Here is a 13,554-nt window from a genome sequence, read left to right on the forward strand (position 1 = left end):
GGCGGGCGCCGCACCCCCGAAGCACCGGCCGCGCCCTGGTTGACCGGGCGCGCGGGGCACCAGGCACACTTCAGGTATCGCACTATTCCGGCCATCAGAAGGATTAGGCATGATCACGCTGACGAAGGAAGACGGTCCCGCCGACCTGGACGGGGTGACGCATCTGTCCATCGGAGTGTCCTGGGACCCGACGGTGGGAAGCAGCGGGGGAGTCCTGGGCAAGCTCCGGCAGAAGGCCGGCACCGACCTCGACCTGATCGCGATCGCGGTGCAGGGCGCGGATCCGGTACGGCTGGCGGGGCTGGACTCCCTCGACCCGCTGGGGAACGGATCGCTGCTGCACAGCGGCGACAACCAGACAGGCAAGGGGGACGGTGACGACGAGACCGTCACCGTCGAGTTCTCCCGCGTGCCGGGCAACATCACGTCGATCGTGTTCATCGCCGCCGCGTACAAGAAGCGCAGCTCCTTCCAGAACGCGCGCAACATCAGCTTCAAGGTGTACGACGCGACGGGCGGCAGCACCCAGCAGGTCGCCGACATCTGGCCGAGCCTGCTCAGCAACGACAACGGGTGCCTCGTGGCCAAGGCGGTGCGTGAGGGCGCCGGCTGGAAGCTTCAGGTGATCAACGAGACGGGCAAGATCAAGCAGGGCGACGAGCAGGCCCTGATGCGTTTCGCCGTCAGCAGGTAACGGGCGGCGGCGGGAGCGCCGCCGGGGAGCGACCCCTGAGCCGTACGCGGTCCGGCCCACGGCTCAGGGCGCCCCCGCTTCCCGCGCCCGGCGCGAGGAGAAGTGGCGTGCGCTGGGTACGAGGGCGGCTGCGGCCGGGGCCGCGAAACAGATCAGCGCGCAGACGGTGAGTACGGCGCGGGGGCCGAAGGCGTCGATCGCCGGGGCGATGAGCGCGAGGCCGACCGGCGCGAGCCCGTACGACAGCATGAAGTCGAGTGACGAGACGCGGGCGAGTTTGTCGGGTGCCACCTCGCGCTGGGTGGCGGTGAACCAGGGGACGTTGAAGAGTTCGATACCGACTCCGGCGACGGCGTACGCGGCGACGACGACCGCGGGGTGCACCGGCAGGAGCAGGCTCAGCGGCGCGAATCCGTAGGCGGCCAGCCCGGCGAGGGCGGCCCAGCCCTGGGAGGGCGGGCGCCAGCGGGCGATGAGCAGGGCGGCGGCGAGGGCTCCGGCGGTGTACGCGGTGGTGGCCGCCGCGAGGACCACACCGGTGTCGTACCGGTCCCTGCTGACCAGGGGCAGGACGACGCCGGTCGCGGAGTAGCCGGTGGCGATGACGGCGGTCAGCGCGGCGAGCGTGGCGATGAACCAGGGGTGCCGGCGCGCCTCGCGTACCCCGTCCGCGAACTCCGCCAGGAACGAGGGGCGTTCGGGTGAGGTGACGGCGGCGGACGCGCCGCCGGACGCGCACGCGGGCGTGCGGTCGGGTGCGCGGGTGCCGCGTCCGGGGGTGAGCGCGGCGACGAGCCAGAGCGCCCCGATGCCCAGGAGCAGTGCCCCGGTGCCGAGGGCGACCGCGAGCAGGGCGGTGAGGGCCGGGCCCGCGAGGGTGCTGACCCGGACGGAGAGTGTCATGGCCGCGTTGGCCTGCTGCCTGCGCCCGGCGTCGACGACTTCCGCCGTGAGCGCCTGGAAGGCTGGCCGGCAGGCGCCCTGCCCGGCTCCGGCGAGCGCGGCGGCGAGCGCCATCAGGGGAAGCGAGCGCCCGAGTCCCGCCGCCAGCAGCGGAGCGGAGACCGCGGCGGCCAGCCCCGACCAGAGGACGACTCCGCGCCGGGTGTGCCGGTCCGCCAGCACCCCGCCGACAGGCACCGCCGCGAGGAACCCGACGGTGCGGGCGGCCAGGAGCAGTCCGAGCGCGGCGGGGGACAGCGTCCGGTCGAGTACGGCGAGGCCGAGCACGAACGGCAGGGCCCAGGTGGCGAGCCCCGACGCGGTGGCGCCCGTCCACAGCCGCAGGAATGCGAGGTCCCGCAGCACCGAACGCGCGTGCGGCGGGGTGGAGTTGGCGACTTCTGTCGCATGGGGTGCGGTCGGCACGGTGTGACGCTCCTGACATCGGGACCGGCTGGTACGGCTCCGCCACCGTCAAGTGCCCGTGGGACAGGGCGTGATGGTGCGTGGTGGTGCGTGGGGCCGCGGCGGGGTCACGGGACGGCGGGGCCGTCCGCGACCACTCAAGGGTAGCAAGATGAAAATGATTATCGTTATAGTGCGGTCTGGCTCGCCCTTCCCTGCCAGGGGCACGGCCATATCTGTCCCCTCTCGTACCGGAGGACCTGATGGACCCGACAGCGACCGGACCCGCTCTGCTGGCACAGCTCCCGCCGCCACTGCCCGCGGCGCGGATCGTCGAGCTCAACCGGCCGAAGGTCGATCCGCACACCACCCGCGCCTACACCTGGGAGGGCTGGGACTTCGACGCGCCGCCGGGTGTCTTCCTGCCGGGCGCGACCAGCCGGATGATCCACGAGCGGCTGCTCGACGGCCGGATCGAGGTGCGCGGGCGCCGATACGGCGCCATGGGCGCCGGGTTGGGCGTGGAGGCCGTCGCCGCCGGAGTACGCGGGGCCCGCGAGATCTACGCGATGGACATCCACGCCGAGAGCGTGGAGACGGCCGCCCGCCACTACCGGCGGCTCGTCGGCGACCGCGAGGGCACCCACTTCGTCCCCGTCGTGGGCGACATGTTCGACGGCCTGGCGCCGGATGTGCGGCTGGACGTCATCACGTTCAACCCGCCCGCGGTCAGCCAACGGGTCAGCGACGACCCGGCCGTTGTGCGCAACGTCTGCGCGGGCGCACCCCTCGTGGCCCGGTTCTTCCACCGCATCCGCGACCGGGATCTGCTCGCCGACGGCGGTGAGGTCCACCTCGTCGTCTCCAACACCGCCGATCTGCGCACGATCGTGGGCGACGCCCTGGACCAGGGGTTCACGGCGGAGATCGACCATCTGCACGACTGGCGGGACGGCGTCCTGACCTTCCTGTTCCGGCTGACCCTGGGGGCCCGGTCATGACCGCGCCCACATCCCCCGCCGGCCCCGCGACCCCCGCCCGCCCCCGTACCGTCGACGGTCTGACGGCCGGCGTCCTGGCGGGAGCGCACGGCCCGGACCCGGCCGGGCTCACGGCCACCAGCGCGTTCTGGATCCACCACGGCACCCGCCTCGCCGGCGGCGACACCACCTATCTCAACCAGTACGTACTCATCAGGCTGGGCGGATCGTTCGGAGCCTGCGCCTTCGAAGCCGGTGAGATCGATCCCGCCGTCTGCCGGGAGGCGTCCGGGACGCCCCTGGACGTACTGCTGCGCGAGGGCCCCCGGCCGATCCGGATCGCCGCCCTCGACGCCTACCTCACCGAGGCCGAGCCGCACTCCCGGACGGCGCGCGCCGAGCCGGTGGCCCTTCCCGCGGGCACCCCGGAGATCCGGGCGAAGGCCCGTGACGCGGCCGTGGCCGGTCTGCTGGACATCGCACCCGGTGCGAAGGTCGGACTCATCGGCGTGGTCAATCCGCTGGTCGCCGCGATCCGCGAGCGCGGCGGCAGCCCGCTGCTCTGCGACTTCAACCTCCGTACGACCCAGTGGGGCGACGCCGTGGACGACAGCGCGGAGACGCTGCTCGCCGAGTCCGACGCCGTCATCGCCACCGGAATGACCCTCGGCAACGGCTCCTTCGACACCGTCCTCGCCCGGTGCCGCGAGCGCGCCGTACCGCTGATCGTCTACGCCCAGACCGGCAGCGCGGTGGCACGGGCCTTCCTGGGATCCGGCGTGACCGCACTGTCCGCGGAGCCGTTCCCGTTCTCCCAGTTCAGCGCGGAGCCGACGACGCTGTACCGCTACCGCGCGCCCGCCGGGGACGGCGCGTGACGGCCGGGGCGTCCGGGGCGGCCGTCTCCGGTACCGGATACGCCAGTTGCCACCACGGCGAGATCCTGCAAGGCGTCTTCCTCGACGCCCGCGGCCGGCGCCGCGCCGCTCTCGTCACCCTCCCGCTGACCGGACTCGGCACCCGCGCCGACGCCGTACTGCGGACGGACACCCCGCCGGGGGCCCACTCGGTCCACCCGCCCGACCGGACGAAGGCACTGCGCGCCGCGACCCTCACCCTGCGCGAGTGCCGCGTCCGGCGGCCCCAAGTTCCGCTCTGCGCGGTCGAGTTGCGGCTCACCGGTGACGTCCCCCTGGGACTGGGCATGGGGTCGTCCAGCAGCGATGTCATCGCCGCTGTCCGCGCGGTCGCCGACGCCTGCGGGCTGCGGCTGCCGTCACGGACCGTCGCCCGTATCGCGGTACGGGCCGAGCGGGCGTCCGACCCGCTGATGCTCGACGGCCGGCCACTGCTGTTCGCACAGCGCGAGGGCCGGGTCCTCGAAGTCCTCGGCGAAGCGCTCCCGCACGCCGTCGTGCTCGGCTGCGCCCTGGGGGCGGGGCGGCCCGTGGACACCCTGTCCCTCCCGGCCCCCGCCCGCGGCGACGACGACGTACGCGCCTACGAGCGGCTGCGCTCCCTGCTGCGGCGGGCGGTCGCCGAAGGAGACGTGAGGTTGCTCGGGCACGTCAGCACCGAGAGCGCCCGGCGCGCCCAACGGGTGCTGCGGCACCCGGAGTTCGACCGCCTCACGCGGGTGGCCGGGCGGACGGGGGCGGTGGGCGTACAGATCGCGCACAGCGGCAGCGTGGCCGGACTGCTCTTCGATCCCGCGGACCCCGGACTGGAGGCCCGGCTCCGCCGCTGCGCGGACGCCCTGGACCGCGAAGGCATCCCGGTGACCCGGACCTTCACGACCCGCCCCCCGGCCGCCGACGACCTCACCCGCCCCACACGCTCCGGCCACCCGGCGCCTCCCACCCCTTCCGCCCCTCCCGAACCTCCCACCCCCCTCATGCCGTTCACGACCAGCGAGGAGTCCCGCCATGGACGAGCACATCGCCGACGCGATCGGACGACCCGACCTGATACGCCTGGACGAAGGGCTCATCTGTCTGCGCTTTGAGTCCATGAAGGCGGTCTCCGCCACGGCGGCCGTACGCCACCTGCTCGACACCGGCGCCGTACGGCCGGGCGACACCCTGCTGGACAGCTCCAGCGGCATCTACGCGTACGCGCTCGCCCTCGCCTGCCATCGCCACGGCATGCGCTGCCACATCGTCGGCTCCACGACCGTGGACCACACGCTCCGCACCCAACTCGCGGTGCTCGGAGCCGAGTTCGAGCAGATGGACCCCAGCGACGACCTGAAGCTCGACCAGAAGCGCCGGGTCGCCCGTATCCACGAGATCCTCGCCCGCCACCCCGAATACCACTGGATGCGCCAGTACCACGACGACATCCACTACCTCGGCTACCGGGCCGTGGCCGACCGTGTCCACGAGGAGACCGGCACCGGCCCGCTCACGGTGGTCGGCGGAGTCGGATCCGGCGCGTCGACCGGGGCACTCGCCCGCCGGCTGCGGGAACACTCACCCGGTGTTGGCCTCGTCGGGGTCCAGCCGTTCGGCAGTGTCACCTTCGGCAGCGAGCACGTGCCCGATCCCGACATCATCATCGCCGGAATCGGCAGCTCCATCCCCTTCGCCAATGTCGACCACACCCTCTACGACACCCTGCACTGGCTGGGCTTCGGCACCGCCCTCGCCGGCAGCGTCGACCTGCTGCGCCGGCACGCCGTCTTCGCCGGACTCTCCACCGGAGCCGCCTATCTCGCCGCCCGCTGGGAACGCGGCCGTGACCCCGGCCGGACCTTTCTCTTCATCGCCGCCGACACCGGCCACCGCTACACCGACTCGGTCTTCGCCCGCCATCGCACGGCGCGGGCGGTGGACGACCTCGCCCCGCGCACCGTGGCCACGCTCGACGACCTCGCCCACCCCTGGTCCCGGATGGACTGGAACCGCGCACCCGCGCCGGCGCCGGTGGCCACGCGTGAACGGCGGACCCGTTGACACCCCGTCACACCCCGACGACGCCCGTGTCCGCGAAGGCGTCCACGCCCACCGGAGCCCCGGACCCGGGCGCCCACCGGACGCCGGCAACCGGGACCCCGGAAACCCCGGGCCCGGCAGCCGAGCCGACGCCGGCCGAGCCACCGGTATCCGACCCCCCTGCCGTCACCCCCGCGGGGCGGCTCCACCGACCGGCCGCCGTCGTGGCCCTGTGCGCGGCCCTCGCCCTGCTGCTGTCGGGCTCCGTACTCCTCGCCATCGGCCTGGGCCCGGCCCCGGTCCCGCCCGCCGACACCGCCCGCTTCCTGTGGGCGGCGCTCGCCGGAGGCCGCGTCGAGGCGGCCGACATCACGACGTACCAGATCATCTGGGAGATCCGCACCCCGCGCGTCCTGCTCGCGGCCCTGGTGGGCGCCGGCCTGAGCGCGGTCGGTGTCGCGGTCCAGGCGATGGTCCGCAACGCGCTCGCCGACCCGTACGTCCTCGGCGTCTCCTCCGGAGCCTCCGTCGGCGCCGTCGGTGTCACGGTCACCGGGGGCCTCGCGGGGCTCGGTCTGCACGCGGTGTCGGCCGGGGCGTTCGCGGGCGCGCTGTTCGCCTCAATCCTGGTGTACGCGGCCTCCTCGCGCGGCGGCGCGCTCTCCCCGCTGCGGCTCGTACTGACCGGCGTCTGCGTCTCGTTCGGACTCCAGGCCGTGATGAGCGTGATCATCTACCTCGCGCCGAGCGGTGAGGCGACGAGCACCGTCCTGTACTGGACGATGGGCAGCTTCGGCGCGGCGAGCTGGGCCGCACTGCCGGTCGTGACCGCGACCGTCCTGCTCGGCATCGCGGTGCTGCACCGGCAGGCCCGGGCCCTGGACGTCCTGGCACTCGGCGACGAGACCGCGGTCAGCCTCGGCATCGGCCCCGACCGGCACCGGCGGTTCCTGCTCGTCCTCGCCTCCCTCCTGACCGGGGTCATGGTCGCCGTGAGCGGCGCGATCAGCTTCGTCGGACTGGTCATGCCGCACCTCGTACGCCTGGTGGCGGGCGCCGGACACGCACGGGTGCTCGCCCTCGCGCCCCTGGCCGGGGCGGTGTTCATGGTCTGGGCCGACCTGCTCGCCCGCACCCTGGCCGCCCCGCGCGAACTGCCGCTCGGTGTCATCACCGCGCTCGTCGGCGTACCGGTCTTCATCACCCTGATGCGCCGCAAGAGCTATCTCTTCGGAGGCCGCTGACATGGAACTCTCCCTCGACGGCCTGACGTTCGAACTCGACGGCAGGACTCTGGTGCGGGACCTGTCGCTGCGCGTCGGCGACGGCCGGGTGACCGGTCTCGTCGGACCCAACGGCAGCGGCAAGTCCACCGCCCTGCGCTGCGTCTACCGCGCGCTGAGACCCACCGGCGGAACAGTGCTCGTCGACGGGCGCGATCTCACCTCACTGACGCCGCGCGAGAGCGCGCGGGCCGTCGCCGCCATGACCCAGGACAGCTCCGTCGACCTCGACTTCACCGTCGCGGAGGTCGTCGCCCTCGGCCGGGCCCCGCATCTGCGCGGCAACCAGAGGCTGAGCGCACGGGACCGGGACCTGGTGACCGCCACCATGGCCCGCCTCGACATCGGCCACCTCGCCCACCGGGGGATCCTGACCCTCTCCGGCGGCGAACGCCAGCGCGTCCTGGTGGCCCGCGCCCTGGTCCAGGAGCCGAGGATCCTGGTCCTGGACGAGCCCACCAACCATCTCGACATCCGGCACCAGATCGAACTGCTCGCCCTGCTGCGCGGATCGGGCCTGACCGTCCTGGTCGTCCTGCACGACCTCAACCTCGCGGCAGCCGCCTGCGACCGGCTCGCCGTCCTCTCCCGGGGCCGCCTCGTCGCCTCGGGCCCGCCCGGGGAGGTCCTCACCGCCGAACTGCTGCGGGAGGTGTTCGGCGTACGGGCCGAGGTCGTACGCCACCCGCACACCGGCGGCCCGCAACTGCTCTACGTACTGCCGACCCACCCCTGAACAGGAAGAGACCCATGTCCCCACGCCCCGCCGTACGCCGCCCCGCCGTACGTCGCCCCGCCCTGCTCGCCCAGGCCCTGACCGTCGCCGTCCTGCTGGGCGGCTGCGGCGCCGACATCGAGAGCGACACCGGGCCCGGGGCCGAGGTGAAGGTGCGCCGGTGCGGCGAGTCCGTCCCGTACACCGTGCCGGAGAGGGCCGTCGCCTACGAAGGCGGCAGTGCCGACAAGCTGTTCAGCCTGGGCCTGACCGACCACGTACTCGGCTACGTCATGCCCCCGGCCAACCCGCCGGTGAGCGAGTCCCCGTGGGCCGCCGAGTACGGGAAGGTCGAGATGCTCAGCGACGACCTCCTCAACAAGGAACTCGTCGTCTCCCACAAGTCCGACCTCGTCGTCGCCGGGTGGAACTCGGGCTTCAGCGACCGGCGCGGCATCACACCCGAGATCCTCGACAGACTCGGCATCCAGAGCTTCATGCACACCGAGAGTTGCTACAACTACCCCGGTTTTCCCGAGAGAACGGCCCCCTTCGACGGTCTCTACACCGACCTCGAACGGCTCGGCCGGATCTTCCGCGTGGAGGACAGGGCGACCGAGGTCGTCCGCGGCCTCAAGGAGCGGGTGGAGAAGGTCGGTTCGGCCGCGCCGAAGTCCGACCCCCTGCCGGTGTTCCTCTACGACTCCGGCACGGACCAGCCGTTCACGGCCGGCAGCCAGGTCCCGCCGAACGACATCATCGCGACCGCCGGTGCCCGGAACATCTTCGACGGCCTCGACGAGCGCTGGACCCAGGTGAACTGGGAAGCGGTCACACGGGCGGCACCCGAGGTGATCATCATCCTCGACTACGGCGACCAGTCCGCGAAGGAGAAGATCGACTTCCTGAAGAAGTCCCCGCGCACGAGCGGGCTTCCGGCGGTCCGGAAGAACCAGTTCTTCGTCCTGGACTACAACGAGGGGATCAGCGGCCCCCGGAACATCGACGGCCTGGAGAAGTTCGCGGCCTACCTCACCTCGCTCAAGCGCTGACGCCACGGGGCACGGAAGCTTCGGGGCGCGGGAGCACGGAAGCGGGAGGGGGAAGCGCGGAGGCGTGGCGGCGCGGCATCGCTGACGGCGCACCCGCCCACGGAGTGTCTGCGTACGGGTACGGCCGGCGGCTGACAGCATCGGTCGGGCACCTCGCCGCCGCCCCCGCGCGGGGAAGCGACCGCGAGAGGCAGAACCCATGACGCCACGCCCCCACTGGCTGTTCGGGGACCAGCTCGGCCCCCGGTTCGTCGACCCGCGTCACGGCGGTCCCGACGCCCAGGCACCGCTGATCATGATCGAGGCGCGCTCGGTGCTGCGCCGGCGCCGTTTCCACCGGGCCAAGGCCCATCTGGTGCTCTCGGCGATGCGGCACCGCGCCGCCGAACTCGGTGACCGGGTCACCTACGTCCGGGCCGAGACGTACGCCGAGGGCCTGGAGACGGCCCTCGGCCACCCGTCCCCCGGGACGAGGGGCCAAGACACCGACTCCGGCGCCCGGTTGACGGTCTGTCACCCCACCTCCCGCCGTGCGCTGGACTTCGTCCGTACCCGCGGGGACATCGAGGTCCTGCCGGCCAAGGGCTTCCTGGTGAGCCACGACGACTTCGCGCGGTGGGCCGGCCGCGGCGGCGGACGGAGTCTGCGGCTCGAAGACTTCTACCGCTGGGTCCGCGGGCGCCACGACCTGCTCATGGACGGTGACGAGCCCGCCGGCGGACGGTGGAACCTCGACCACGACAACCGCGAACCCCCGCCGCGCGGACAGGAGACGCTGGGCGTCCGGCCCCCCTGGCGACCGCGCGAGGACGCCATCGACGAAGAGGTCCGCCACGACCTCGACCGCTGGGAACGCGACGGCGACATCACCTTCGTCGGCCGTGACGGCCCCAGACGCTTCCCCGCGACCCGCCGCGAAGCGCTCTCCGCGCTGCGGCGCTTCATCACCCACCGGCTGCCGGACTTCGGCAGCCAGGAGGACGCCATGCTCGCGGCCGATCCGGTGATGAGCCACAGCCTGCTGTCCGCGCCGCTGAACCTCGGACTCCTCGACCCGGCCGAATGCGTGGAACGCGCCGAGCGCGCCTACCGCGACGGCGACGCGCCCCTCAACAGCGTCGAGGGTTTCGTCCGGCAGATCGCCGGGTGGCGCGAGTACGTCTGGCATCTCTACTGGCACTTCGGCGAGGACTACCGAGGGCGGAACGCGCTGCGCCACCGCACCCCGCTGCCGGACTGGTTCCTGGACCTGGACGCCGACGCCGTCACCGCCAACTGCCTGTCCTCCGTGCTCGCCCAGGTGCGGGACACCGGCTGGACGCACCACATCCCGCGCCTGATGGTGCTCGGCAGCCGCGCACTCCAGGACGGCTGGGACCCGGCGGCCGTCACCGACTGGTTCCACCGCTGCTTCGTCGACGGTTACGACTGGGTGATGCTCCCCAACGTCGTCGGTATGTCCCAGTACGCCGACGGCGGCCTCATGACCACCAAGCCCTACACCTCCGGCGGCGCCTACATCCACCGGATGAGCGACCTCTGCGGCCCCTGCGCCTACCGCCCCACCGACCGCACCGGCGACCACGCCTGCCCCTACACAGCCGGCTACTGGGCCTTCCTGCACCGCCACCGCGACCGGCTGGAGTCCAACCACCGCATGGCCCGAGCGGTCAAGGGCCTCGACCGGCTGACGGACCTCCCGGAACTCCTCGACATGACCGCGCGCCGCGGCGACACACCACCCTGACCTGTCCGTGGGTATTCGGCCAAGTCCGTTCCAATTCCACTTCCCGACCGAATTGGTTGGTGAGAACTCCGCGGAAACCGGCTACCGGAATAAATTGCCCAGGGGCGGCTGACCAGCGCTGTCGTACCGTCAAGTCGGCGGTAACGGGAGCTGGTTGACCGTTCTCGTGATAGAGTCCTATTGAATTCACAGGACGCCACGAAAAAAGGGGAATGGCGTGAATACCGAGAAGGTCACGGCCCGACGTCTTACGGCCGAAGAGGTTTCGGAGTTGGGCCTCCAGGACGGCATCTTCGTCTCGGCAGAGATGGATGGCCTTCCTCTCGACTGTTACGCCCCGGCTTTCCTCACGGAGCCGGGTAAGAATTTCGAGGGCGGATCCTTCAAGGCGAGGACGTCCTTCGGCCGGGAAATCCACGTCCTCCCGGACAACGCCGAAGAGCGCGGTATCTGGATTGCCGACAAGGCGGGAGAGGAAATCGAGGTCCTCCAGAGCGCGGGCGTCCTCCTGAATCTCGCCCTCTTCGTGCCGGACGGAAACCTGGAATCCCTGGATTCGCTCTACGCCGCCGCCCGCGACGCCTTCGGCGCGGGAATCGTCCAGCGCTGGAGCGAGGAAGTCGTCGCGGTACCGGACGTCAAGATCGACCTCTTCGAGGAGCCGGCCCGCGCCCGCAAGAACGCGCCCAGCCAGCGCGACCGCCGCGCCCTGGACATCTACCCGACCCGCGTGCGGTTCCTGGAGCCCAGCGACGGCTGGAAGTTCGTCGTCGAACCGCACAAGGAGGTCGTCGACGACACCCCGACGATCTGACCGTCCCCCGGGCCGAGGACGACACCGGCCCGGGGGTCACGGGCGGCTCGCCCGACGACGCTCGTGCGGCAGCGCCCGGTCGGCAGACCCCGGCCGGGCGTTGCCGTGCGCGGCGGCAGCGCCCGGCCGGCGGCCCACGCGCCCTCCGCTCCCGGCGGACTTGCGGGGGAGCCGAAGGGTGCGCAAGGTGAAGAAGAGGGGGGTTGGCGTCGCGGCCGACGCTACGACCTGGGCCACGGCGCACGCGGGGAGTTGTCCGACGCCGCCGAGCAGAGGGCCGCGATCATGGGAACGACGGAAACCTTCCGAACCCGGTCGGCGTGGCCGCGGTTGCGCGTCGACGAGTGGGCCGAGACCCGCGACACGCTGCACATGTGGGTACAGATCGTCGGCAAGGTCCGGCTGGCACACGCCCCGCTGCTCAACCACTGGTGGCAGGTGGCCCTTTATGTGACGCCCCGGGGGCTGACCACCTCCGCCGTCCCCCACGGCGCCGGTGCCTTCGACATCGAGTTCGACTTCGTCGACCACATGCTGCGCGTGCGCACCAGCGAGGGCGGCGCCCACTCCATCGCCCTGGAGTCCATGCCGGTGGCCGACTTCCACGCCACCCTCGGGCGGACGCTGGAGGAGCTGGGCGTACCCACGGCCATCCAGGACCATCCGAACGAGGTCGAGCCGGCTGTCCCGTTCTCGTCGGACTACCAGCACCACACCTACGAACCGGGCGCGGCGGAGCTGTTCTGGCGGCAACTCCTCCAGGCCAACCGCGTCATGGGTGAATTCCGCGCACAGTTCGTCGGCAAGGTCAGCCCGGTCCACTTCTTCTGGGGCGCCATGGACCTCGCCTGCACCCGGTTCTCCGGGCGCGGCGCCCCCACCCATCCGGGAGGCGCCCCGAACTGCGGTGACTGGGTCATGGAGGAGGGCTACTCGCACGAGCTGAGCAGTTGCGGATTCTGGCCGGGCGGCGGGGAGGAAGGCGCCTTCTACTCGTACGCCTACCCCGAGCCGCCCGGGTTCGCGGAGAGCCCCGTCACCCCGTCTGCTGCCTACTACAGCAGGCAGAACGGGCAGTTCCTGCTGCCGTACGAGGCGGTACGCACCGCCGACGACCCGGACCGCGCACTCGCCGGCTTCCTCCGGAGCACGTACGCGGCAGCCGCGGACCGCGCCGGATGGGACCGGGCGTCACTGGAGACCGACCCGGAGCGCTGGGCGGAGCAGCCGAGCAATCGCGGCCGCAGCCCCAGCCGAGCGGAAGGACGACCCTCATGACCGCCCGTGACGACTGGCCGACGCCCGCGCAGGGCCTGGTCCTGACCCACTTCCTCACCGTGCGGGACGTCGCGGTCTCCCGCCGCTTCTACGCCGACGTGTTCGGCGGGCAGGTGGTGCTCGACGAGAACCCCTGCATCGTGAAGATCGCCAACGGCTGGATCATCATGAACCCCGGCGGCGGGCCCACACCCGACAAGCCCGGCGTCGTCCTCACCGCCCCCGGGCCCGGTGACCCTGTGTCCTCCTTCCTCAACGTACGGGTGGCCGACATCGCGGCCTTCCACGAGCAGGCGGTCGCCAAGGGCGCGCGATTCCTCACGGAGCCCCTCGACCGCAAGGCCGAACTCCGCTGCTACCTCAGGGACCCGGACGGCTATCTGATCGAGGTCGGTCAGGCCACCGGCATGCTGGAAGGCATCTTCGCGGACCGCGCCGATCCCACTGACCCCACCGCTCCCACAGATCCCGCCGACCGCGACGACCCGCCGGGGAACGGGGCACGGTCCGGCACCGACTGACCGCCGTCCACGGCCGGTCCGGACACCCGCGGGTCGGCATTGGCCACCGCGGTCGTACGGGCGCACGACGGAAGTGGCGTCCCGGCAAGGGCAACCAGCGATTTCGAGCGCCGGGGACGAGTCCGATCCTCCGCCTTGCGACGCACCGCACCAGCCGCCGCGAGCCCCGCCCTACGGGCGGACGGCGCCA

General features: G+C 72.2%; 13 protein-coding genes. 12 read left to right on the forward strand and 1 reads right to left on the reverse strand.

Annotation, left to right across the window (positions count from 1 at the left end; translation table 11 throughout):
- Nucleotides 1–109: 109 nt before the first annotated feature.
- Nucleotides 110–694, forward strand: a complete 585-nt coding sequence (locus ACZ61E_RS06645) for a TerD family protein (protein WP_469698131.1) — start codon at nt 110–112, stop codon at nt 692–694.
- Between the two features lie 63 nt (nt 695–757).
- Here ACZ61E_RS06645 and ACZ61E_RS06650 read toward each other — a convergent pair whose 3' ends face one another.
- Nucleotides 758–1,981, reverse strand: coding sequence for an MFS transporter (locus tag ACZ61E_RS06650; RefSeq protein ID WP_469698298.1), 1,224 nt, complete (start codon nt 1,979–1,981; stop codon nt 758–760).
- A 323-nt stretch (nt 1,982–2,304) separates the two neighbouring features.
- Between ACZ61E_RS06650 and ACZ61E_RS06655 the strand changes: the two genes are divergently transcribed.
- The 11 genes from ACZ61E_RS06655 to ACZ61E_RS06705 all read left to right on the forward strand — a co-directional run bounded on the left by ACZ61E_RS06655 (nt 2,305) and on the right by ACZ61E_RS06705 (nt 13,364).
- A complete protein-coding gene (locus ACZ61E_RS06655) occupies nt 2,305–3,042 on the forward strand; it encodes a class I SAM-dependent methyltransferase (protein WP_469698133.1) in 738 nt (245 codons plus the stop codon).
- Nucleotides 3,039–3,899, forward strand: a complete 861-nt coding sequence (locus ACZ61E_RS06660; RefSeq protein ID WP_469698134.1) for a Rossmann-like domain-containing protein — start codon at nt 3,039–3,041, stop codon at nt 3,897–3,899. The genes ACZ61E_RS06655 and ACZ61E_RS06660 overlap by 4 nt, the downstream gene beginning before the upstream one ends.
- On the forward strand, nt 3,896–5,026 hold the full coding sequence (locus ACZ61E_RS06665) for a GHMP family kinase ATP-binding protein (RefSeq protein WP_469698136.1): 1,131 nt from the start codon (nt 3,896–3,898) through the stop codon (nt 5,024–5,026). Before ACZ61E_RS06660 ends, ACZ61E_RS06665 begins: the two co-directional genes overlap by 4 nt.
- Nucleotides 4,947–5,975 carry a pyridoxal-phosphate dependent enzyme gene (locus ACZ61E_RS06670; protein WP_469698138.1) on the forward strand — a complete coding sequence of 343 codons (1,029 nt, stop codon included), beginning with the start codon at nt 4,947–4,949 and terminating at the stop codon, nt 5,973–5,975. Before ACZ61E_RS06665 ends, ACZ61E_RS06670 begins: the two co-directional genes overlap by 80 nt.
- A gap of 203 nt (nt 5,976–6,178) precedes the next feature.
- On the forward strand, nt 6,179–7,198 hold the full coding sequence (locus ACZ61E_RS06675) for a FecCD family ABC transporter permease (protein WP_469698140.1): 1,020 nt from the start codon (nt 6,179–6,181) through the stop codon (nt 7,196–7,198).
- A gap of 1 nt (nt 7,199) precedes the next feature.
- On the forward strand, nt 7,200–7,973 hold the full coding sequence (locus tag ACZ61E_RS06680; RefSeq protein WP_469698141.1) for an ABC transporter ATP-binding protein: 774 nt from the start codon (nt 7,200–7,202) through the stop codon (nt 7,971–7,973).
- Between the two features lie 14 nt (nt 7,974–7,987).
- Nucleotides 7,988–9,004 (forward strand): ABC transporter substrate-binding protein, encoded by a 1,017-nt coding sequence (locus tag ACZ61E_RS06685; protein ID WP_469698143.1) that lies wholly within the window; start codon nt 7,988–7,990, stop codon nt 9,002–9,004.
- 199 nt (nt 9,005–9,203) lie between these two features.
- Nucleotides 9,204–10,751, forward strand: coding sequence for a cryptochrome/photolyase family protein (locus ACZ61E_RS06690; protein ID WP_469698145.1), 1,548 nt, complete (start codon nt 9,204–9,206; stop codon nt 10,749–10,751).
- A gap of 217 nt (nt 10,752–10,968) precedes the next feature.
- Complete coding sequence (locus ACZ61E_RS06695) at nt 10,969–11,565, forward strand: hypothetical protein (RefSeq protein WP_469698147.1); 597 nt, start codon at nt 10,969–10,971, stop codon at nt 11,563–11,565.
- A gap of 285 nt (nt 11,566–11,850) precedes the next feature.
- The gene (locus tag ACZ61E_RS06700; RefSeq protein ID WP_469698149.1) at nt 11,851–12,843 is read left to right on the forward strand and encodes a DUF5996 family protein; all 993 of its coding nucleotides are present in this window, start codon (nt 11,851–11,853) and stop codon (nt 12,841–12,843) included.
- Nucleotides 12,840–13,364, forward strand: coding sequence for a VOC family protein (locus tag ACZ61E_RS06705; protein WP_469698151.1), 525 nt, complete (start codon nt 12,840–12,842; stop codon nt 13,362–13,364). Before ACZ61E_RS06700 ends, ACZ61E_RS06705 begins: the two co-directional genes overlap by 4 nt.
- The last annotated feature ends 190 nt before the right edge of the window (nt 13,365–13,554 follow it).

Source organism: Streptomyces sp. NPDC104581, assembly GCF_055583685.1.